The organism is Marisediminicola antarctica (genome assembly GCF_009930795.1).
Lineage (GTDB): Bacteria > Actinomycetota > Actinomycetes > Actinomycetales > Microbacteriaceae > Marisediminicola > Marisediminicola antarctica.
This window is the reverse complement of sequence record NZ_CP017146.1, coordinates 1,960,248-1,981,170: the sequence shown is the minus strand read 5'-3', so window position 1 is coordinate 1,981,170 and position 20,923 is coordinate 1,960,248. Positions and strand designations below refer to the sequence as shown.

At 68.8% G+C, this 20,923-nt stretch carries 18 protein-coding genes; 6 read left to right on the top strand and 12 right to left on the bottom strand.

Annotated features, from left to right (window positions below; all coding sequences use genetic code 11):
- Nucleotides 1-681 precede the first annotated feature (681 nt).
- Together dnaJ and hrcA are read right to left on the bottom strand one after the other, a co-directional pair.
- A complete protein-coding gene (gene dnaJ / locus BHD05_RS09365; RefSeq protein WP_161886192.1) occupies nucleotides 682-1,788 on the bottom strand; it encodes a molecular chaperone DnaJ in 1,107 nt (368 codons plus the stop codon).
- 64 nt (nucleotides 1,789-1,852) lie between these two features.
- The gene (gene hrcA, locus BHD05_RS09360; protein WP_161886191.1) at nucleotides 1,853-2,896 is read right to left on the bottom strand and encodes a heat-inducible transcriptional repressor HrcA; all 1,044 of its coding nucleotides are present in this window, start codon (nucleotides 2,894-2,896) and stop codon (nucleotides 1,853-1,855) included.
- 138 nt (nucleotides 2,897-3,034) lie between these two features.
- Between hrcA and BHD05_RS09355 the strand changes: the two genes are divergently transcribed.
- Both BHD05_RS09355 and BHD05_RS09350 read left to right on the top strand, forming a co-directional pair.
- On the top strand, nucleotides 3,035-3,397 hold the full coding sequence (locus tag BHD05_RS09355; protein ID WP_161886190.1) for a DUF4870 domain-containing protein: 363 nt from the start codon (nucleotides 3,035-3,037) through the stop codon (nucleotides 3,395-3,397).
- 78 nt (nucleotides 3,398-3,475) lie between these two features.
- Nucleotides 3,476-3,847, top strand: coding sequence for a DUF4870 domain-containing protein (locus BHD05_RS09350; protein ID WP_161886189.1), 372 nt, complete (start codon nucleotides 3,476-3,478; stop codon nucleotides 3,845-3,847).
- A 7-nt stretch (nucleotides 3,848-3,854) separates the two neighbouring features.
- Here the strand turns inward: BHD05_RS09350 and hemW are convergent, their stop codons facing one another.
- The 4 genes from hemW to BHD05_RS09330 form a co-directional block, all read right to left on the bottom strand.
- On the bottom strand, nucleotides 3,855-5,081 hold the full coding sequence (hemW, locus tag BHD05_RS09345) for a radical SAM family heme chaperone HemW (protein ID WP_161886188.1): 1,227 nt from the start codon (nucleotides 5,079-5,081) through the stop codon (nucleotides 3,855-3,857).
- Nucleotides 5,081-5,740 carry a DUF1990 family protein gene (locus tag BHD05_RS09340; protein ID WP_202614184.1) on the bottom strand — a complete coding sequence of 220 codons (660 nt, stop codon included), beginning with the start codon at nucleotides 5,738-5,740 and terminating at the stop codon, nucleotides 5,081-5,083. The genes hemW and BHD05_RS09340 overlap by 1 nt, the downstream gene beginning before the upstream one ends.
- Nucleotide 5,741: 1 nt before the next feature.
- Nucleotides 5,742-7,589: a translation elongation factor 4 gene (gene lepA, locus BHD05_RS09335; protein WP_161886187.1), complete on the bottom strand. Its 1,848-nt coding sequence runs from the start codon at nucleotides 7,587-7,589 to the stop codon at nucleotides 5,742-5,744.
- A gap of 106 nt (nucleotides 7,590-7,695) precedes the next feature.
- Nucleotides 7,696-8,844, bottom strand: coding sequence for a pyridoxal phosphate-dependent aminotransferase (locus BHD05_RS09330; protein ID WP_161886186.1), 1,149 nt, complete (start codon nucleotides 8,842-8,844; stop codon nucleotides 7,696-7,698).
- Between the two features lie 61 nt (nucleotides 8,845-8,905).
- Here BHD05_RS09330 and BHD05_RS09325 point away from each other — a divergent pair, with 61 nt between their 5' ends.
- Nucleotides 8,906-9,667, top strand: coding sequence for an alpha/beta fold hydrolase (locus BHD05_RS09325; RefSeq protein ID WP_161886185.1), 762 nt, complete (start codon nucleotides 8,906-8,908; stop codon nucleotides 9,665-9,667).
- Nucleotides 9,668-9,800: 133 nt separating this feature from the next.
- The gene (rpsT, locus tag BHD05_RS09320; protein ID WP_161886184.1) at nucleotides 9,801-10,061 is read left to right on the top strand and encodes a 30S ribosomal protein S20; all 261 of its coding nucleotides are present in this window, start codon (nucleotides 9,801-9,803) and stop codon (nucleotides 10,059-10,061) included.
- A gap of 121 nt (nucleotides 10,062-10,182) precedes the next feature.
- Here the strand turns inward: rpsT and holA are convergent, their stop codons facing one another.
- From holA to BHD05_RS09295, 5 genes are all read right to left on the bottom strand, one after another.
- The gene (holA, locus tag BHD05_RS09315; RefSeq protein WP_161886183.1) at nucleotides 10,183-11,220 is read right to left on the bottom strand and encodes a DNA polymerase III subunit delta; all 1,038 of its coding nucleotides are present in this window, start codon (nucleotides 11,218-11,220) and stop codon (nucleotides 10,183-10,185) included.
- A 61-nt stretch (nucleotides 11,221-11,281) separates the two neighbouring features.
- On the bottom strand, nucleotides 11,282-13,621 hold the full coding sequence (locus BHD05_RS09310; protein WP_161886182.1) for a ComEC/Rec2 family competence protein: 2,340 nt from the start codon (nucleotides 13,619-13,621) through the stop codon (nucleotides 11,282-11,284).
- Between the two features lie 6 nt (nucleotides 13,622-13,627).
- Nucleotides 13,628-14,269 (bottom strand): helix-hairpin-helix domain-containing protein, encoded by a 642-nt coding sequence (locus tag BHD05_RS09305; RefSeq protein WP_236966490.1) that lies wholly within the window; start codon nucleotides 14,267-14,269, stop codon nucleotides 13,628-13,630.
- A 97-nt stretch (nucleotides 14,270-14,366) separates the two neighbouring features.
- Nucleotides 14,367-16,934: a leucine--tRNA ligase gene (gene leuS / locus BHD05_RS09300; RefSeq protein WP_161886181.1), complete on the bottom strand. Its 2,568-nt coding sequence runs from the start codon at nucleotides 16,932-16,934 to the stop codon at nucleotides 14,367-14,369.
- Between the two features lie 57 nt (nucleotides 16,935-16,991).
- The gene (locus BHD05_RS09295; protein ID WP_161886180.1) at nucleotides 16,992-18,395 is read right to left on the bottom strand and encodes an anthranilate synthase component I family protein; all 1,404 of its coding nucleotides are present in this window, start codon (nucleotides 18,393-18,395) and stop codon (nucleotides 16,992-16,994) included.
- A gap of 11 nt (nucleotides 18,396-18,406) precedes the next feature.
- Between BHD05_RS09295 and BHD05_RS15725 the strand changes: the two genes are divergently transcribed.
- The gene (locus BHD05_RS15725; protein ID WP_202614183.1) at nucleotides 18,407-19,237 is read left to right on the top strand and encodes an aminotransferase class IV; all 831 of its coding nucleotides are present in this window, start codon (nucleotides 18,407-18,409) and stop codon (nucleotides 19,235-19,237) included.
- Nucleotides 19,238-19,909, top strand: a complete 672-nt coding sequence (locus BHD05_RS15720; RefSeq protein ID WP_202614182.1) for a DedA family protein — start codon at nucleotides 19,238-19,240, stop codon at nucleotides 19,907-19,909. It abuts the gene before it with no gap.
- A gap of 81 nt (nucleotides 19,910-19,990) precedes the next feature.
- Here BHD05_RS15720 and BHD05_RS09285 read toward each other — a convergent pair whose 3' ends face one another.
- Nucleotides 19,991-20,920 (bottom strand): ABC transporter substrate-binding protein, encoded by a 930-nt coding sequence (locus BHD05_RS09285; protein WP_161886179.1) that lies wholly within the window; start codon nucleotides 20,918-20,920, stop codon nucleotides 19,991-19,993.
- Between the last annotated feature and the right edge of the window lie 3 nt (nucleotides 20,921-20,923).

Here is a 20,923-nt window from a genome sequence, read left to right as displayed (position 1 = left end):
CCTTCCGCCCGGGGAGCGTGCGCATTTCCTGAATTTCCGACTATCGGGGGGGGGGGGCGTCGGATGCCGGAGCCTCGAGCCGCACGCGGACCCGCACTGACCGCGGATGCTCGGCGGGGATGCCAGATCGGCGGTTGCTTCCCTCCCCTTCGGCCCGCTGGGGGCGGCCGCACTCGCCTCGCGTCGGAAATTCAGGAATCCGTGACCCTTGTCCGGCGAAGGTCATGTGGATGCTGCCCGGAGCGACGGGCCGCGCACACATGTCCTGAATTTCCGACATGAAGCGGTGGCTACTCACCTAGTGTGGCCCATGCCGTGGATGCACTTGGGCCAGCCACAGGCAGCACAACCAGGTGCGCCGCATTTGGGGGCGGCCTCCCCGAGCTGGCAAGCTGCGGGCGGCGGCGGGCACCACGTGTCGGAAATTCAGGAAACCAGCAAGCTACTGGACCGCGCCTCGCCGTAGCTGCTTGCCAGCACGACGGCCAGTATGCACACTTCCTGAATTTCCGGCGGAGAGCGACCGCGGAGAGCGACAGAGAGCGACAGAGAGCGAAAGAGAGCGACCCTCGAGAGTGACCCAGGGAGCGACCGCTCCGACCGTCAGCGAGCGAGCGAGCGACCGGGTCTACCGGCCGCTCGGCGGACCGCACGTCGAGTGCCAGCGCCCGAAGACGCCACCTACAGGTTCAGGAAGCGCTCGCGCAGCTTCTGGAAGAGGCCCTGCTGGAACTGGGTCAGCGTCGGCGGGTGCGCCTTGCGGGAGCGCGCGAACTGCCTGATGACCTCCTGCTCCTTGTGGCTCAGCTTCGTCGGTGTCGTGACCTGGATGCCGATCTTGAGGTCACCGCGACCGGAGCCGCGCAGCCGGGTGATACCACGGTCCTTGATCGTGATGATCTCGGCGTTCTGGGTTCCCGGCCTGATGTCCAGCTCGACGTCGCCGTCGAGCGCCTCCAGCGTCGTCGTCGTCCCGAGGATCGCGTCGGTCATCTGCAGTTCGAGCGTCGCGAGGAGGTCGTCGCCGTTGCGGCTGAATACCTCGTGGTGGCGCACCTTGATCTCGAGGTAGAGGTCGCCGTTGGGCCCGCCAGCCGGGCCGACCTCGCCCTGCGACGGCATCTGCAGGCGCAGGCCCGTGTCAACTCCCGCCGGGATGTCGACCGGGATCTTGCGGCGCGCGCGAACGCGTCCCTGACCCTGGCAGGTCGGGCACGGGTTGGGGATGATCGTGCCGTAGCCGCGGCACGTGCCGCAGGGGCTCGAGGTCATCACGTTGCCGAGAAGGCTGCGCACGGCGCGCTGGATGTGACCGGTTCCGCGGCAGATGTCGCAGGTCACGGCGTGGGTACCAGGCGCCGCGCACGAGCCCTGGCAGGTCTCGCAGAGGATCGCGGTGTCGACCTCGAGGTCGCGGGCGGTTCCGAAGATGATCTCCTCAAGGTCGACCTCGACGCGGAGGAGGGCGTCCTGCCCCCGCTCGCGGCGGCTGCGCGGGCCGGACCGCCCGCCGCTCGCTCCCCCGCCGAAGAAGGTCTCGAAGATGTCGCCGAAGCCGCCGAAGTTCTGTCCGCCGAAGCTCGGCTGCGGGCCGAGGTCGTACTGCTGGCGCGACTTCGCGTCGGAGAGCACGTCATAGGCGTGCGTGACCGACTTGAACTTCTCCGACGCGTCGGCACCCGGGTTCACATCGGGGTGCAACTGGCGGGCGAGGCGGCGGTACGCCTTCTTGATCTCGTCGGATGTCGCCTCGCGGGGGACGCCGAGCGTCTCGTAATGGTCTACCAATTGTTTTTCCCTCTGGATTGCTGTCGGATGCGTGGGACGGGTCGTCTGCCGGGGCAGAGCCCGATCAGCGCCCGTCGTCGTTGTGGTCGTCGCCGAGCAGGCGAGACAGGTAGCGCGCGACGGCCCTCACGGCCGCCATGTTGTTCAAGTAGTCCATTCGGGTGGGCCCGAGAACGCCGAGCCTCGCAAGGTCGCCGCCCGATGCCGTATATCCGCTCGTGAGCACCGAGGTCTCCCCCAGGCCAAACGAGGCGTTCTCCCGACCGATGCTCACCGAGAAGCCGTCCGGGCCGGGAGCCATCTCGCCGAAGAGCCGGAGCAGCGTGACCTGCTCCTCGATGGCCTCAAGCACAGGGTAGATGCTGCCGCTGAAATCTTCCTCGGTGCGCGCGAGGTTCGCTGCGCCCGCCATCAGCAGCTTGTCCTGCCGTCCGGCGACGACAAGCTCCATGAGGCTCGAGACGACCGGAGCGACGACGGGGGCCCGAGTGGGCGCGAATTGGTCCCCGAAGGTCGCCAACGCGGCGGCGGCGTCGGTGAGGCCCAGTCCGCCGAGCGCCGCATTCAGCCGGGCGCGCAATTCGGCGAGGAAGGTGTCGTCCACCGGAGTATCACTCACCTCGATGATGCGCTGGTCGACCCGGCCGGTATCGGTGATGAGCACGATCATCACCCGGGTGCTCGAGAGCGGAACGAGCTCGAGGTGGCGGATGCGGGAGTGGCCGAGCGTCGGGTACTGCACAAGCGCAACCTGGTGGGTGAGCTGCGAGAGCAGGCGCACCGTGCGGGCGAGCACCTCGTCGAGGTCGGTCGACTGCCCAAGAAAGGTCTCGATCGCTTGGCGTTGCGCGCTCGTCAGCGGCCGAAGGTCCGTGAGCTGGTCGACGAACACGCGGTACCCCTTGTCGGTCGGGATGCGGCCCGACGAGGTGTGCGGTGCGACGATGAGCTCCTCCTCTTCGAGGATGGCCATGTCGTTGCGGATCGTGGCGGCAGACACTCCGAAGGAGTAACGCTCGACGATCGAGCGGGACCCGACCGGTTCCCGTGACGCGATGTAGTCCTGCACGATGACGCGGAGCACCTCGAGGCTGCGGTCAGAGACCATGCTCCACCAGCCCTTCCAGTCTTGGCACTCACACAACGTGACTGCCAATTGTATCCCGGGGACCGCTCGGCGGGCGTTGCACGCGGCCAATACCGGGCAGTAGCGTGTGCCTTCCCCCCACTTTCAGAAAGGCCCCCGATGACGAACCCCAGCCAGAGCGCCCCGCCGCCGCGCGCCCCGCTGACCCCGAGTGACGACTTGCAGTGGGGGTCGTTCGCGCACCTCGGCGGTGTCCTCGGCATCCTGCCGTCCCTCATCATCTGGCTTGTCTACAAGGATCGCGGATCGTTCACCAACGCCGAGGGCAAGGAGGCGCTGAACTTCCAGATCACGGCGGCCATCGCCGAGCTCGTCGGGTACATTCTCATGCCGGTGCTGATCGGCTTTGTCATCGTCCCTGCCGTGTACGCGGCACGCATCGTCTTCTCGATCCTCGCGTATCTCAAGACCAAGGGCCGGATCGGCTACCGCTACCCCTTCTCTCTACGCCTGATCAAGTAGCAGCCGTTTTGCTGGGTGGGGGGCGCATCGCCACGACCTTAGTGATTTAATGTTGAGTAACCAGTCAAGGGAGTCCTCATGTCCAGCGACAATCCTCACAACGCCTACTCCAGCGCGCCGCAGCCGCTCAGCCCGAGCGACGAGAAGCTCTACGCGACCCTCACCCACATCGGCGGGATTTTCTTCAGCGTGATTCCCGCCCTGATCGTGTTCCTCGTCTTCAAGGACCGCGGCCCGTTCATCCGCGCGCACAGTGTGACGGCCCTGAACTTCCAGCTGACGATGCTGATCGCCGCCGCGATCGGCAGCGCGCTGATCATCGTGCTCGTCGGTTTTCTCGTGCTTGCCGCGGTCACCATCGCGGTCCTGGTCTTCAGCATCATCGCGGCCGTCGCTGCCAACAACGGCCAGTACTACACCTACCCGCTGACGATCCCGTTCGTGAAGTAAGCCCCGGTCAGTCGCCGACGAGCCGGCGAACGACGGCGTCGGCGAGCAGGCGGCCGCGCAGGGTCAGCAGAATCGACCCGCGCACCGCCGCCGTCCCGTCGACGAGGCCGTCGGCGATGAGCCCGGCGACGGCCGTGCGCGCGGCCGGCGGCAGGGCCGCAACGCCGAGCCCGTCACGGATGCGCGTGAGCAACAGGATCCGCTCGATGTCGCGCGTCGTCTCGTCGAGTTCCTCCCGGCCCGCGGCGGGCGAAGAGCCCGCCGCCATCCGCTCTGCGTAGGCCGCCGGATGCTTGACGTTCCACCAGCGCACCCCACCGACGTGGCTGTGTGCGCCGGGCCCAATCCCCCACCAGTCGTGGCCCTGCCAGTAGGCGAGATTGTGCCGCGACTGGTGCGCATCGCCTGTGGCCCAGTTGCTCACCTCGTACCAGCGGTAGCCGGCGCCGGAGAGCATCCGGTCGGCGAGCTCGTACAGGTCGGCCTGGAGGTCCTCGTCGGGCATGGCGACCTCGCCGCGGCGGATCTGGCGAGCAAGCTTGGTGCCATCCTCGACGATGAGCGAATAGGTCGAGATATGGTCCGGCTGCTGTGCGATTGCGCTCTCCAGGGACACCCGCCAGTCGGCGGCGGTCTCCCCCGGCGTTCCGTAGATCAGGTCAAGGCTGACGCCGAGTCCGGCCTCGCGGGCCCACTCCACAACGAGCGGGATCCGACCGGGGTCGTGGGTGCGCTCAAGAGTTTGCAGCACCCGGGGGACTGCCGACTGCATACCGAACGACACACGGGTGAAACCTGCCCTGGCGAGCGCGTGCAGGTAGTCGGCATCCACCGAGTCCGGGTTCGCCTCCGTCGTCACCTCGGCACCCGGCTCAAGGCCCCAGGTGCGGCGCACCGCGTCGAGCATCGCGACGAGGTCGGCGACCGGCAGCATCGTCGGGGTTCCGCCTCCGAAGAAGACAGTCGACGCGGCGCGAGGCGCGAGTTCCGCCTGTTGGAGCACCGCGCCAGCGAACTCGACCTCCGCCACGGCCTGGCCGGCGTAGTCGGACCGCTTCGCGCCGCGGAGCTCGTCGGCGGTGTAGGTGTTGAAGTCGCAGTAGCCACATCGCGCCTTGCAGAAGGGCACGTGCAGGTAGACGCCGAAGCGCCGCCGTGCCTGTCCCTCACGAACCGAGACGGGCAGGGAACCGTCGCGCGGCGCGGGGTCGCCGATCGGCAAGGCGCCGGGCACTAGTCGGTGGAGCCGCTGAGCACCCTGAGGTAGCGGCGGAGGTAGTAGGCCTGCGCCGCGCGAAGCGGCGCGTACAGCGCCCACCAGTACCAGGTGCTCGGGCGGGAGAACGAGGTGATGGTGAGCCACACCGAGCCGTCGTCGGTGCGGTCGACGATAAACGACTCCTCGCCGGACTCCGGATGCCCCGCGAGGGTGCCATAGGCGAAGCCCTTGCGGTTCGGCTCGTCGACGACGTATACCACGCGGACCGCGGCCGTGACCGGGAACCTCAGGAATGTAATGGTGAGCGTTGCGGTGTCGCCGGGCACGAGGAAGGCACTGCCGTCGTTGCTGTAGGTGTGCACGTCGCCGTCAGACACCGAGGCCGCCTCGATCGGCACCCCGGACTCGTCGAAGCTCACGGGAACGTAGGTCGTGTCGGTGACCGCGGCGGGTGCCTCCTCGACCTGCACATCGAAGCCGGTGCGCCGCTGGATGCCCCAGGTCATCATGCTCGCGCTCGCCCAGACGAATCGGTTCTCTCCGTGGCCGATGCGGGCGCGGCGCACCATGGGCCGGTAGCCCGCCGGGGGGTAGGCGAGGATGTCGCGCGCCTTCGTGCCGCCGATCGCGCCGTAGGTGACGGGCTGCTGCCAGAGCGGGAGGGCCTCGGGCACGCTACTTCGCCTTCTTCTCGACGTCGCCGGACAGCGCCGCGATGAACGCCTCCTGCGGCACCTCGACCCGCCCGACCATCTTCATGCGCTTCTTGCCCTCTTTCTGCTTCTCGAGGAGCTTGCGCTTGCGGGTGATGTCGCCGCCGTAGCACTTGGCGAGGACATCCTTACGGATCGCGCTGATCGACTCGCGGGCGATGATCTTCGCGCCGATCGCCGCCTGGATCGGGACCTCGAACTGCTGGCGCGGGATGAGCTTGCGAAGGCGGCCGGTCATCAGCACGCCGTAGTCGTAGGCCTTGTCGCGGTGCACGATGGTGGAGAAGGCGTCGACCTGCTCCCCCTGGAGCAGGATGTCGACCTTCACTAGGTCGGCCTCCTGGTCGCCGATGGGCTCGTAGTCGAGCGAGGCGTAGCCGGCGGTCTTCGACTTGAGGTTGTCGAAGAAGTCGAACACGATCTCCGCCAGTGGCATGTTGTAGCGGATCTCGACGCGGTCCTCGCCGAGGTACTCCATGCCGAGCAGGGTGCCGCGGCGGCTCTGGCAGAGCTCCATGATCACGCCGACGAAGTCCTTGGGTGCCAGGACCGCGGCCTTGACCATCGGCTCGCGCACGGAGGCGATCTTGCCGCCGGGGAACTCGCTCGGGTTCGTGACCGTGACGGTCTTCTTGTCGTCGGTCGTGACCTCGTAGATCACCGACGGGGCGGTGGCGATCAGATCGAGGCCGAACTCGCGCTCGAGCCGCTCGGTGATGATCTCGAGATGCAGCAGGCCGAGGAACCCGCAGCGGAAGCCGAAGCCGAGCGCGACGGAGGTCTCCGGCTCGTAGACGAGCGAGGCGTCGGACAGCTTGAGCTTGTCGAGGGCGTCGCGCAGCGCCGGGTAGTCCGACCCGTCGATCGGGTAGAGGCCGGAGAACACCATCGGCAGCGGCTCCGTGTAGCCGGGAAGGGCGACCGTGGCGGGGCGCAGCGCGGTGGTGACCGTGTCGCCGACCTTCGACAGACGAACGTCCTTCACCCCGGTGATCAGGTAGCCGACCTCGCCGACGCCGAGGCCCCTGCTGGGGGTCGGCTCGGGCGAGCTGACCCCCATCTCGAGGATCTCGTGGGTGGCCCGCGTCGACATCATCTGGATGCGCTCGCGGGGGGCGAGATGCCCGTCGATCATCCGCACGTAGGTGATGACGCCGCGGTAGGAGTCATAGACGGAGTCGAAGATCATGGCCCTGGCCGCGCCATCCGGGTCGCCGACCGGCGCGGGGACCAGCTGGGTGAGGCGGTCGAGGAGGGCCTCGACGCCGAACCCGGTCTTGCCGCTGACCCGGAGCACGTCGTCCGGGGAGCCGCCGATGAGGCTCGCGAGTTCCTTCGCGTACTTGTCCGGGTCGGCAGCGGGAAGGTCGATCTTGTTGAGCACGGGGATGATCGTGAGGTCATTGTCGAGCGCGAGGTACAGGTTCGCGAGCGTCTGCGCCTCGATGCCCTGCGCGGCGTCGACGAGCAGCAGGGCGCCCTCGCAGGCGGCGAGGCTGCGCGATACCTCGTAGGTGAAGTCGACGTGGCCGGGCGTGTCGATCATGTTCAGGGCGTAGTTCTGGCCGTCGAGCTGCCAGGGCATCCGCACCGCCTGGCTCTTGATGGTGATGCCGCGCTCGCGCTCGATGTCCATGCGGTCGAGGTATTGGGCACGCATATTCCGGTCGTTGACGACCCCCGTGATCGACAGCATCCGGTCGGCGAGGGTCGACTTGCCGTGGTCGATGTGCGCGATGATGCAGAAGTTGCGGATGAACGCGGGGTCGGTCGACGCGGGCTCAAGCGCCTTCGTTGCTATGGGGCTCACGCGGTCCTCTGGTGATGCGGGCGGGTCAGGGTCGGTCAATTCTCCCACGCGGCGAGGCGGGATCGATCCGGCACCCCAGTTCGGCGCCTGGCCGTGGCTCGTTCCGTCAGTGCGGGGGCGGCGCGGGGAGGCGGCCGAGGCCCTCGATCAGGTCGGAGCGCTGGGCCGCCACACAGATCCGGATCCACCCCTCGCCCATGCGTCCGAACGCGCTGCCCGGCGCTACCGCGACGCGCTCCTTCAGCAGCAACCGCTCGGCCCAGCCGGCGACATCCCCGTCCGAGGCGTGCGACACGTCGACCCAGAGGTAGAAGGCACCATTGGGCCGCAGATAGCCGATCCCGCGGGCGTCGAGCAGCTCGCACGCGGTGGCGAGGTTCGACCGGTAGTGCTCCCGCGCATCGGCGACGTGCTCGTGATCGCCGACGATAGCTGCGATCGCCGCGAGCTGGGCTGGCGCATTGACGCAACTGATCGTGGTCTCCTGCACCGTGCGCATCGTGGGCGCCAGCCCGGGCGGGGTGACGAGGTAGCCGACCCGGGCCCCCGTCATGGCGTAGGTCTTCGAGAGGGAGAAGGCAGAGAACACCCGGTCGTCGGTGTCGAGGCTCGCAATACTCGTATGCCGGATGCCATAGGTGAAGTACTCGTACACCTCGTCGCTGAGAACCCACAGATCGTGCCGCCGGGCGAACAGCAGCAGTTCGCGCAGCTGCTCCTCACCGAGCACAGTGCCGAGCGGGTTCGACGGGGAGTTGACCAGCAGCACCCTGGTGCGGTCGGTGACGAGTCGCTCGAGTTCCTCGATGTTCGGTGCGAAATCGTGCTCTGGTCGCAGCGGGTAGGGATCCGGCACGGCGCCGAGCAGCCGCGGGCTCATCGAGAAGGTGGTGTAGCCGGGGTCGGGGATGAGGATCTCGTCGCCGGATCCGAGCAGCAGAGCCATTGCCTGGTGCAGCGCCTGGGTCGCGCCGACCGTCACCCACACCTGCTCGACATCGACGTGCATCGAGTTCTCCCGCGCGAGCTTCTCCTTGATCGCCTCGCGCAGCGGCGTGATTCCGGCGTTCGCGGTGTAGTCGGTGAAGTCGTCGATCCAGCCCTGCGCGCCGACGCTGAGGATGTGCTCGGCCACAGGAAGGTCGGGTTCGCCGATGCCGAGCGAGATCACCCCGTCGAGCTGCGAGGCGAGCTCGTAGATGCGGCGGATGCCGGAGGGCGGCACCGAGGCGATGTGCGGCGAGAGGGAGGGCATGGTGCCACGCTATCGCGCGCGCATCGGGTCGGCGTTGAGCCGCCGCGGCTACCATCGCCTCATGCCCTCCGCCGTCATCCTCGTCCATGGGCTGCGCACGTCCGCGACGATGTGGCGGCAGCAGGTCGAGGACCTCACCGCGCGGGGGGTCCCGGTGCTGGCGGTCGACCTGCCGGGGCACGGGACCCGTCTCGGTGAGCGGTTCACCCTCGAGGCGGCAGTCGCGGCCATCGACGCGGCCGTGACCGAGGCGACCGCCACCACCGGACGACCGCCCTACCTCGTCGGGTTCTCCCTCGGTGGATATCTCGCGATCGAGTGGGCCGCGCAGCATCCCGGCCGGGTCACGGGCCTGCTGGCGGCGAGCTGCGGCACGGTGCCACGCGCACTCGTGATGAACACCTGGCGGCTCATCGCGAGAGTCATCCACACCTTTCCCGATCGCGGCCGCGCGCTCAACGATTTCGCCGTGCGAGTGTTCGTGCCCCCACCGGGCGCCGAGGCCATCATCGCCGGCGGAGTCGCCCTCGAGGTTATGGATGATGTGCTCCGCGCGCTGCTGCGGCTCCATCCGCTCGAGAGCCTCGGCACGGTTTCCGAGCCGGTGCTGTTCGTCAACGGGCAGTTCGACCATGTCGGGCTGCAGGCCGGGAGGTTTCTGGCTGCCGCACGCCACGGCCGCCTCATTACAATTCCCCGGGCGACGCACATGGTCAGCACGACCCACCCCGCGCTGTTCACTGCGGCGCTGCTCGACGGCTACACCGCGGTGAGCGCCACGCCGACGTCTTCTCGATTGCCGGATGCAGACGAGGACTGGTAATGTTGCCTGTTGGCTTGCGCGCGAGGCTTCGGAGTGCCGAACATTCGCGCGAATCGCAGCCTGAACCCAGTCCATACGGACTGGACCGGCTGCCCGGAACTGTTCGAACACACAGACACAGAAGGTTATAAACGTGGCAAATATCAAGTCGCAGATGAAGCGCATCCTCACCAACCAGAAGGCGACCGACCGCAACCGCGCGGTAAAGAGCGAGCTGCGCACCGCCGTTCGCGCGACGCGCACGGCAATCACCTCTGGCGACAAGGACAAGGCCACCGCCGCCCTGCTCCTCGCGTCGAAGAAGCTCGACAAGGCCGCCAGCAAGGGCGTCATCCACCAGAACCAGGCCGCCAACAAGAAGTCGGCCATCGCGAAGCAGGTCGCGGCGCTCTAAAGCTCCATCGACCCACAGGCCCCACCGCATGTCGGTGGGGCCTTTTTTGTCGCGTTCGGCGCAGTGGAGAGGTCGGCGCAGTGGAGAGGTCGGCGCCGATGCAGTTCGCGCCAAGCGGGCGTCAGCTGCCCGGCCCTCTCCCGCGCGCGCTGATGAGCGTGATCATGCGCTCGAGGGAGTAGACCGGGTCGCGCCCGCCACCCTTCACCGCGGCATCCGTCTCGGCCAGCATGGTGATGCAGCGACCGAGTCCCTCGTCGTCCCAGCCCTGGAGGTCGCGTTGGGCGCGCTCCACCTGCCAGGGCGCCAGGCCGAACTTCGCGGCGATCTGGCCGCTGCCGCCGCGTCCGCCCGACACCTTCGCCATCGTGCGCAGCTTCATCGCGAACGCCGCGACGATCGGGACGGGGTCGGCGCCCGAGGCGAGCGCGTGCCGCAGCAGGATCAGGGACTCACCGTAGCGGCCGGCGATCGCCGTGTCGGCGACCTTGAACGCGTTGGTTTCGACGTGACCGGAGTAGTACTTCTCGACCGTCGCCTCGGTTATCTCGGCACCCGCGTCGGCGAGGAGCTGCCGGCAGGCGGAGGCGAGTTCGGCGAGGTCCGCCGAGAACGCCGAGACGAGCGCACGCAGTGCGCCGGAACTCACTCGGCGGCCGGCAGCGGCGAACTCGGCGGCCGCGAAGTCGAACTTGTCGGTGTCTTTCTTCAGCTCGGCGCAGACGATCTCGATGCCGCCACCCAGACCGCCGCGGAGGGCGTCAAGCATCCGCTTGCCGCGTACTCCCCCGGCATGCCGCAGCACGAGGTAGGTGTCGTCGGCTGGAGAGGCGAGGTAGGCGAGCACCTCGTCCATGAACGCATCGGTGCACTTTTCGACGTTCACTGCCCGGATGAACCTGGGTTCGGCGAACAGGGAGGGGCTCGCTAGGGTGATGAGCTCGCCCGGGGCATAGCCGTCTGCCTCGAGGTCGCTGATCTCGAGGCTCGGGTCTTCTGCCATGAGAAGGTCCCTGAGCGCCCGGATCGCACGGTCGGCGAGGTACCCCTCGGTTCCGGAGACGAGTACCACCGGGGCGGGCCGCACCTGGTTCCAGGCGAGCTGCGGGATCGCGACCGACGTCTTCTTCGCTGGCTTCGCCGTTGTCCTGCCTGCCACGAACCCTCGTTTCCTTGTGGGTCAAGCCTAGCTCGGGCCTGCGACCTGCCGCCCCGCACGGTCACCCGCGTTCGCTCCACTGCCGAACGCCCCCGTTGTCGGCGGGAGCGACCAGCACGAGGCCCAGCCGGTCGCTGCGGGCCGGCACCGTGCCGGCGGCCGCGAGCACGTCGAGCGCCTCGCGTGTCGGATGCCCGTAGGTGTTCTCCTCCCCGACCCCGATGAGGCCGACGGTGGCCCGCAGCCTCGAGTAAAGCCGCCCGTCCTGATCGCCGGACCCATGGTGGGCGACCTTGACGACGTCGACCGGCCGTATCCGGCCCGTGGCCATGAGGAGCGCCTGGGCCTGATCGTCGAGGTCGCCGAGGAAGATCGAGCTGAGGCATCCGCACCCCCGGTCACCGGTCGCGACCCCGTCAAAGGCGATCGCGATGCTCGCCGCATTGCCCGGTTCGATGCCCCGCAGCGGCGACCGGGGCCACAGTACGCTCCATCGCAGCTCACCAAGCGTGCCCGTCGCGCCCCCGCTCACCTCCTCGACCCGCGCTCCCCCGGCACGAAGCGTCTCGGCCAGTTCATCGGCATCCGGCCCGTCGCTCGGCCCGATGAGCACACGGCTCGCCCGCCCGACGAGCGCACCGGCCCCGCCGACATGGTCGAGGTCGAAGTGGGTGAGCACGAGCAGGTCGACCCGGTCGATGTCGAGCGTGCCGAGGCACCTCTCGAGCAGCTCGGGATCGGGCCCGGCATCGATCAGCGCGGTCTCTCCCGCACTGCGCACGAGAACGGCGTCGCCCTGCCCGACGTCGCACTGGGCATACTGCCAGTCCTGGGGGCGTGTGAGCCAGGTGCGGGCCGCCGTGCCGGTGCTCGCCCCGAGCGCCCCAACGGCGACGATCGCGATCACGGATGAGGCAACGCGCCGCCGGACCGCGTGGTCGGCTCGGTCGCTGAGGGCAACGACGACGAGAACCGAGAGCAGCCCGAGGAGCACCGCACCGAACGCTCCATCGAGCCACGGCAGACGGCTCCCGGGCAGCCCGCTGAAGAACTGGGCGACGGCCGCGATCCAGGCCGAGGGCACCCAGGCGAGCTGGGCGACGATCGCCCCGAGGCCGGGGGCGACCGGCAGCAGCAGGCACGCGAGCAGGCCGAGCACCGTGCCGGCCGGGGCGGCGGGGCCCGCCAGTGCGTTGGCGAGCACCCCGTAGCTCGGGATCGACGGGTCGAGCAGGATCAGCACGCTCTGGCAGGCGAGCTGGGCCGCGAACGGGATCGCGATGACCGCCGCGAGCGGCACCGGGATCCACCGGCCGAGTGCGCCGGTGAGTGGGCCCGCCAGCAGGAGCAGGCCAGCCGTGGCGAGCACGGAGAGGGCGAAGCCGTAGCTGCGGGCAAGCCAGGGGTCGGCGACGAGCAGCCCGATCACGGCGAGTGCGAGCACGGGCAGCCCCCGCACCGGTCTGCCCCCGCCGAGCGAGACGAGCACGATGAGCGCCATCGTGCCCGCCCGCAGCACGCTCGGCTCCGGCGTGACGAGCACGACGAATGCGCCGAGCACGGCGATCGAGGCACCGATCCGCCACGCCCTCGGCACCCCGATCGCCGCCCCGGCGAGCATCACGATGCCGATGACGACCACGCAGTTGGCGCCGGACACCGCAGTGAGGTGGCTCAGTGCGCTCCGTTTCATTGCTGCGTCGAGCTCGTCGCCGACCGCGCTCGTGTCGCCGATCGAGAGTCCGGGCAGCAGCGCGCCGCCGTCGCCGGGCAGCACTGCCGCCGCATCCCGGAACGACGCCCGCAGAGCGTTTGCCCAGTCGAGTCCCGGCGGCGACGCCGCGATGGTGATCGGTGGGCCGTTTGCGAAGACGAGGAACGCCACCCGGTCCTGCGGCGGCGTCGCCGCAAGGGTGCCTGTGACCCGGATGCGCGTGCCGATGCCGAGCTCGCTGTCCGGGGCCACGCCGAACACACGCGCGGGCGCCGAGATGGCGACGACCTCGGGGCCGATACTGATGGAGGCGAGGTCGACGGCGAACGACTCGCTGCCGGGGAGCACGGTCTGGGTGGTCGTGGCCTCCGCCGAGATGAAGCGCCCGGCGTGCGCGGCCTCGATCAGGGCGGGCGGCTGCCGGTGCGGGGCCGAGGCCGCCGCCGATGTCGCCCCGAGAGCGGCGAGCCCGAACGCGAGTGCGGCGATCGCCGCGGTGGGCCGGCGGGTGGTGCGGCCGGCGACGATGAGCATGCCGGCGAGCACCCAACCGGTCACGGCCATCGGGGCTGACGCCGCCGGGGCGCCGATCGCGACGGCCACGGCGATCCACGCGACAGCCGCCGGCACAGCGAGCCGCACATCGGCGCCGACTGCGCGACCTGGGGCTTCCGTGTCTGCGGTCATCGCTCATCACACCGTCACGAGGTCCCGAAGCTCGGCGAGGGTCTTGTCTCCGATGCCGGTCACGCTGAGCAGGTCCTCCACTGCGGTGAACCGCCCGTTGGCATCCCGCCAGTCGATGATCGCCTTCGCGGTGGCCGGCCCGACCCCGGGAAGGGTGTCGAGCGCCGCGAGGTCGGCCGTGTTGAGGTTGACCTTGCCGGCCACCGTCCCTGCCCCGCCGCCGCCGCCTCCGACAGTGCCGGCACCCGGCGGGGGCGTCTCACCGATCGCGGGCACGTAGATCTGCTCCCCGTCGCTGAGCGGGCGGGCGAGGTTGAGCTGGGACTGGTCTGCGGTCTCGGCGAAGCCGCCAGCAGCCGCGACCGCGTCGATCCCCCGGTCCCCCGCGCGCAACTCGTAGAGGCCGGGCCGCTGGACCGCCCCGAGCAGGTGAACGAAGATCGTGGCGCCGGCGCCGGCTGCCGCGACCCCCGGGAGGTCCTCGGCGACGGGAGCGGGTTCTGGAGCGAGTGTGACCACGGAGCCGCGCGGGCCGAGCGCCGAGACGAACACCGCGACGACGAGTCCGACGAGGAGGAGCACGACCGCCGCGCCGAGCGTCATCCGCACCCGCGGAGGTGCGGGTGGGGCACGGAGCGTCGGGGTCACCCGTGAAGGCTAGGGCGGCACGCCAGGGTGTGGGGCAGGCCGACAGACGTCGTTCCCGACCCGCCGCCGGTCGTCGGTGGGGAGGAGTGGACTCGCCTCAGCCCTTCGTGGCGAAATTCACCAGTCTCGGGGCGCGCACAATGACGTTGACGATCTCGCTGTCGCCGATCGTCCTCGTCACCGCGGCGGATGCTCGGGCGAGCTTTTCCAGGTCGTCGTTCGCAATCTTCGGGCTGACCTCGAAGCGGTCGCGCACCTTGCCGTTGACCTGAACGACCGCGGTCACCGATTCCTCGACGAGCAACACCGGGTTGGCTTTGCGCCAGCCGTAGTGCGCAACAGAGGGAGGGTAGCCGAGCTTCTCCCACATGTCCTCGGCGGTGTACGGGGCGAACAGGCTGAGGCCGAGGGCCACGGTCTCGGTCGCCTCGCGCACCGCGGCATCCGCTTTGCCTGGTTCACCGTCGATTGCCTTGCGGGTGGCGTTGACGAGCTCCATCAGCCGCGCCACCACAACGTTGAACTTGAACGCCTCGATGAGACCGGGGGCCTCGGCGAGGAACCGATGGGTGACGCGGCGCAGCGCAACATCGCCGGTCTTCCAGTCGATCTCCGGGGCGCTCGTGACGTCGTCCGAGAGGCGCCAGGCGCGCGCCAGGAACTTCGCCGAGGCGTGGGGCGACACGTCAGCCCAGTCGATGTCGTCTTCCGGCGGTCCGGCGAACGCCATCGTCAGGCGCACCGCGTCGACACCGTGCTCATCGAGCTGCTCACTCAAGCCCACGATGTTGCCCTTGCTCTTGCTCATCGCCGAGCCTTCCATGAGCACCATGCCCTGGTTGAGCAGGGCGCTGAACGGCTCGGTGAAGTTCACATAGCCCATGTCGAAGAGCACCTTCGTAATGAAGCGGGCGTAGAGCAGGTGCAGGATCGCATGGGTCACGCCGCCGACGTACTGGTCGACGGGGGCCCACTTGTCGGCCTCCCGCGGGTCGAACGCCTTCGTCTCGTCTCGCGGGTTCAGGAACCGCAGGAAGTACCAGGAGCTGTCGACGAAGGTGTCCATCGTGTCGGGGTCGCGCCGGGCACTCTCGCCGGTGACCGGATTGGTGACGTTGACCCAGTCGGTGGCGGCGCCGAGCGGCGAAGTCCCTTTCGGCGTCAGGTCGAGCCCCTCGGTCGGCGGGAGCAGGATCGGCAGTTGCTCCTCCGGCACGGGAATGAGCTCGCCGTCGGCGCCGTGGATGATCGGGATCGGGGTGCCCCAGTAGCGCTGCCGGCTGATCAGCCAGTCACGCAGCCGGTAGTTCTTCGCCGCGCGGCCGGTACCGGCCCCCGTGAGCTGCTCGATGATGCGGCGGATGGCGTTCGACTTGCTCAGCCCGTCGAGCGGGCCGGAGTTGAGCATCCGTCCCTCGCCGGTCAGGGCGACGCCGGTGATGGCCGGATCCAGCGGCGGGAGGTCGTCGGGCAGTTCGTAGTTGCCGTGCTCGTCCATGTGGATGACCGGGATCGCCCCGGTGACCGGAGCGTTGGTGTCGACGACCACCCGAACGGGAAGTCCGAATGCGCGGGCGAAATCGAGGTCGCGCTGGTCGTGCGCGGGCACGGCCATCACGGCGCCGTGCCCGTAGTCGGCGAGCACATAGTCGGCCGCCCAGATGGGCAAGCGTTCGCCGTTCGCAGGGTTGACGGCGAAACGGTCGAGGAACACGCCGGTCTTCTCCCGGGTGGCGTCCTGCCGGTCGATCTCGCTGATCATCTGCACCTGCGCGGCGTACTCGGCGAACGCGGCCTTCACCTCGGGCGAGGAGCCCCGCACGAGCTCGGCGGCGAGCTCGGAGTCGGGTGCCACGACCATGAATGTCGTGCCGTACAGGGTGTCGGGGCGGGTGGTGAACACGCTAACCGGGGCCTCCCGGCCCTCGATCACGAAGTCGACGTCGGCTCCGATCGAACGGCCGATCCAGTTGCGCTGCATCGCGAGCACCTTGCTGGGCCAGGTTCCCTCGAGTTGGTTGAGGTCATCGAGCAGGCGGTCGGCGTAGTCGGTGATCTTGAAATACCACTGGGTGAGCTTTTTCTTCACCACAACCGCGCCGCTGCGCTCCGATGTGCCGTCGGCGAGCACCTGTTCGTTTGCCAGCACGGTCTGGTCCACCGGGTCCCAGTTGACCCAGCTGTCCTTGCGGTAGGCGAGGCCCTTCTCGTACATCTTCAAAAACAGCCACTGGTTCCACTTGTAGTAGTCCGGGTCGCTCGTGTGGAGCACCCGGTCCCAGTCGAACGACGCGGCGTAGCGCTTCATCGTCGCCTTCTGCTGCTCGATGTTGCGGTAGGTCCAGTCACGCGGGTCCACGCCGCGCTTGATTGCGGCGTTCTCGGCGGGCAGCCCGAACGAGTCCCAGCCGATCGGGTGAAGAACGTTGAAACCCTGCTGCCGCCAATACCTGGCGATCACGTCGCCAAGCGCGTAGGCCTCCGCGTGCCCCATGTGCAGGTCTCCCGAGGGGTACGGGAACATGTCGAGCACGTACTTGCGCGGGCGTTTGTCGTCGGCGTCGCCCGTGCTGAACGGCTTGGTCTCCTCCCAGCGCGGGAGCCACTTGGCCTGGATGGCGTCGATGTCGTACCCGTTGCGTGCGCGGTCGTTGTCGTGTGCCATTGGGCTCTCAATCGGTGCAGGGGGTTTTCGGGCAGCATCGCGCCCGTGAACAGGCTACTAAACCCCGAGCGCCCTCAGCAGCGCGGCCGCCTTGAGCTTCATCTCCGCTAGCTCCTCGGCGGGCACGCTGAGGGCGGTGATGCCGCCGCCGGTGCCGATCGTGGCGCCGTCGGCATCCAGCACGATGCTGCGGATGACCATCGCGAGGTCGAGGCCCCCATCGAACCCGACGTACCCGAAGGCACCGGAGTAGAGCCCCCGCGGGCGGGACTCGAGGGCGTCGAGAAGCTCGGTCGCCCGCAGCTTGGGCGCACCCGTCATCGACCCGGCGGGGAAGCACGCCTCGATCGCGTCGATCGCACCCCGGTCTGCGGCGAGCCGGCCGCGCACGGTGCTGACCAGCTGGTGCACCTGGGCATAGCTCTCGACCCGGAGCAGCGACGGCACGCCCACCGACCCGACCTCGCAGACGCGTCCGAGGTCGTTGCGCATGAGGTCGACGATCATGAGGTTCTCGGCGCGTTCTTTCTCGCTCGTTGCGAGCTCGGAGCGCAAGCGGTTGTCGTCCGCGGGGTTCGCGCCGCGAGGCCTGGTGCCCTTGATCGGCCTCGACTCGAGCACACCCGCGCTGTCGAGGCTCAGAAACTGCTCCGGTGAGGAGCTCAGCAGGCTCACCTCGCCGATGCGCAGGAACCCACCGTGGTGCGACGGGCTCGCCCGCCGCAGCTCGAGCCAGGTCGCGAGCGGGTCGGGTCGCACGTCCACCGCGACCTCGGTTGTGAGGCACAGCTGGTAGGCCTCGCCCTCGACGATGGCAAGCTGGCATGCGGCGATCTTCGCGAGGTACTCCTCGTCGGTGTCGCGCCAGCGGATCGCGGCGGTGGGCTTCTGTGGGAGAGCGTGGGGTGCGTCGGCCGCACCCTGGTTCGGGCGCGACGGCGCGCCGGCGAGTGACGCGAGGGTGCCGTCGCGCCAGCGGGCCAGCTCGCCGGTCCACGCGTCGCCCAGCGCGATGAGGTGCACGGATCGCGCCGCGTGGTCGAAGGCGACGAGCCTGTCGATCCGCAGGAGGGCGGCATCCGGATGCCGGGACACCCGGGAGCGGATGCCTGCGGTGGCGTTGCCGTGCGCCGGCATCGTCTGCGCGCGCAGCTCGTAGCCGAACCAGCCGACCCAGCCGAGCGGGGCGCCGATGGCCTCGCCGGTCAGCACCGGTTGGTCGCGCAGGAAGTCGAAGATGGTGCAGTCGAGTACCTGCCCGCCGGGCGCGAGGGTGACGGTGTTGTGCGCCACGGAGGCGGTCACGACCTGCTTCCCCGCGCCCATGTAAGTCATACCCGAAACGGCATGGGCTCCCCCGTCGAGCCAGAACGCGTTCGCGTCCCCGCCGTGCAGAGCGCCGAACGCGGCGGCCGGATCGGACCATCCGTCGACGGGATGTCGGAGGATCCGCTGGCGCATAACCTAACCATATGAGTTCTGCCGCGCCGCCCACCTCCGTGAGCTACCTGTGGCGTGACGGTGCACTGAATGCCGTCGACAACGACGCCTTCGCCGAGGCCACGATCGTCGTGGCCGATTCATGGCTCGTGCACGACGGCACTGTGCTCGCGCTCGACCTGCATCGCAGCCGGTTCGCCGGGTCGGTCCGCGACGAGCTCGGCGATCGGGCCGACCTCGATCTCAAGCGGCTCGACTTCGACGCCTTCTGGACCGCGGCGATCGCTGCGATTCCACGGACCGGGGACTGGTTCCCACGCATCGAACTCCAGCACAACGGCGGCGTCCCTGCGTTCGTGCTGCGGCTGCGCGACGCCCCGGCCCGCTCGGAATCGGTCACCATGATCAGCCACGAGGGTGCCGATCCCCGCACCCGCACCACGGTGAAGGGCCCCGATCTGGCTGCGCTCGGCAGGGTCAGGGCACAGGCGGCGAAGCGCGGAGCAGGCGAGGTCGCGATCCTGTCACCCGAGGGATTCGTTGTCGAGGGTGCCTATTCTGCCCTGCTGTGGTGGCGCGGGAACACCCTGTGCGCTCCGCCGGACGACTTTGACCGGCTCGACAGCGTCACCGCGAAGACCGTCCTCACGGTCGCCGCTGCACTCGGGATCGAGGTGCTGACGGAGCCGGTCACCCCAGCCGACCTCGACGGGCTCGAGATGTGGGCGCTGAGCTCGCTCCACGGCATCCGCATCGTCACGCGGTGGATCGACGGCCCCCAGCCCGCGGAGCAGCCTGGCCGGCTTCGCAGCTGGCGGGCGCGACTCGGCAAACTGTCACGCCCACTCGGATACGGTCGATAGGTGAACGACGCCCTCAACGCCATCCTCGACCTCGTGGAGAATGTCGACCCGCTCACCCGCACCCTGCTCTCTGCCCTCGGGATGCTGCTCGAGACCTCGGTGCTCGTCGGCATGGTTGTGCCCGGCGATTCGATCGTGATCGTCTCGAGCACCGCGGTGTCCGGAGCATTCGAGTACTTCGGGCTCATCTTCGCCGTGATCGTCGGGGCTCTCGCGGGCGAGAGCATCGGATTCGGCCTCGGCCGCTGGTTCGGTCCGAAGATCCGTCGCAGCCGGCTCGGAAAGAGTGTCGGCGAACGCAACTGGGTGCGAGCCGAGAACTACCTTGACCGGCGCGGCGGGCCCGCCGTCTTCATCTCCCGGTTCCTGCCCGTGCTGCACTCGCTGATCCCGCTGACGGTCGGGATGAGCGCGATGAGCTACCGCAAGTTCATGGCCTGGACGATACCCGCCTGCGTCATTTGGGCTGTCGCGTACGTCTCGGTCGGATCGGCCGCCGCCGGCACCTTCCGCGAGCTGTCCGACAGCCTGCATGGAGCGGCGTACCTTTTTGTGGGCATCATCGCGGGATTTCTCCTCCTCATCTTCGCCGGCAAGAAGATCCTCGGGCGCTACGAGGCCCGGCACATGGTCCGTTCCGCCGACGACGGCCCGACCCGGCGCGACGAATGACGTCAGCGCACACAGACGCCAGCGCACAGAGAAGAACGGGGGCGGATGCCCAAGCATCCGCCCCCGCGCACTGCTAATCCCCTAGATGAGGCCCTTGTCGGTGAGCCACGCCTCGGCAATGACGTCGGCCGACTTCTGGTCGTTGAAGCTCTCCGAGTTGAGGCTCACGAGGTCGCCGGCGCTCAGCGCCGCGTTGACCTCGTCGAGGATCTCCTGCGCGCCCGCGTCGACGTTGTCGGACACGATCGCCACGACGTTGTCCGGGAAGAAGATGCCGTCCGGGTCGTCGAGGGCCACAAGGTTGTTGGCCTTGATGTTCGGGTCGGCCGTGTAGATGTTGGCGAGCTGGATGTCGTTGTCGACGAGCGCCTTGACCGTGAGCGGTCCGCCGCTGTCTTCGATCGACTTGACCTCGGCGATCGGCACGCCGTACTGCGACTCGAGCGCCTCGGGGCCGTAGGGCCTCGTGGCGAGCTCGGAGTTGCCACCGACGATGATCGGCTCGGTGACGTTCGCCAGCGACGCGACATCGGTGAGGTCGTACTTGTCGGCGAACTCCTGAGTGACGGTCCAGGAGTTCTGGTCCGAGGCATCCGCGGGCTGGAGAGCGGTGAGGCCCTCGGGCAGCGCGTCCTGGAGGTCGGCGAACACCTCGTCCGCGGTTCCGCCGGCGGCCTCGGGGTCGAGCGCCTGGAGCAGGCTTCCGATGTATTCGGGGAAGACGTCGATGTTGCCCGCCTCAAGCTCGGGCAGGTACACCTCGCGCTGGCCGATCTGGAATTGGCGATCCACCTCGTAGCCGCCCGCCTCGAGCGCCTGCGAATAGATTTCCGCGATGATTTCGTTGGAGTAGTACGCCTGCGAGCTGACGACCAGCGGTGCCGCGGCGCCCTCATCCTCAGTACTCGTTCCCTCGTCGAGGGGATCCCCCGACGCACACCCTGCGAGGGCCACGACAGCCCCCACCGCGACTGCGCTCCACGCGAGTCGGCCCTTTGCTGCTGTGAACATTTC

Coding starts and splice junctions, on each gene's coding strand:
- leuS (WP_161886181.1), bottom strand. CDS start 16,934: ATGGCACACGACAACGACCGCGCACGCAACGGGTACGACATCGACGCC.
- BHD05_RS15725 (WP_202614183.1), top strand. CDS start 18,407: ATGAGTTCTGCCGCGCCGCCCACCTCCGTGAGCTACCTGTGGCGTGAC.
- BHD05_RS09295 (WP_161886180.1), bottom strand. CDS start 18,395: ATGCGCCAGCGGATCCTCCGACATCCCGTCGACGGATGGTCCGATCCG.
- BHD05_RS09330 (WP_161886186.1), bottom strand. CDS start 8,844: ATGCCCTCCCTCTCGCCGCACATCGCCTCGGTGCCGCCCTCCGGCATC.
- BHD05_RS09350 (WP_161886189.1), top strand. CDS start 3,476: ATGTCCAGCGACAATCCTCACAACGCCTACTCCAGCGCGCCGCAGCCG.
- hrcA (WP_161886191.1), bottom strand. CDS start 2,896: ATGGTCTCTGACCGCAGCCTCGAGGTGCTCCGCGTCATCGTGCAGGAC.
- BHD05_RS09310 (WP_161886182.1), bottom strand. CDS start 13,621: ATGACCGCAGACACGGAAGCCCCAGGTCGCGCAGTCGGCGCCGATGTG.
- BHD05_RS09355 (WP_161886190.1), top strand. CDS start 3,035: ATGACGAACCCCAGCCAGAGCGCCCCGCCGCCGCGCGCCCCGCTGACC.
- BHD05_RS09285 (WP_161886179.1), bottom strand. CDS start 20,920: ATGTTCACAGCAGCAAAGGGCCGACTCGCGTGGAGCGCAGTCGCGGTG.
- BHD05_RS09325 (WP_161886185.1), top strand. CDS start 8,906: ATGCCCTCCGCCGTCATCCTCGTCCATGGGCTGCGCACGTCCGCGACG.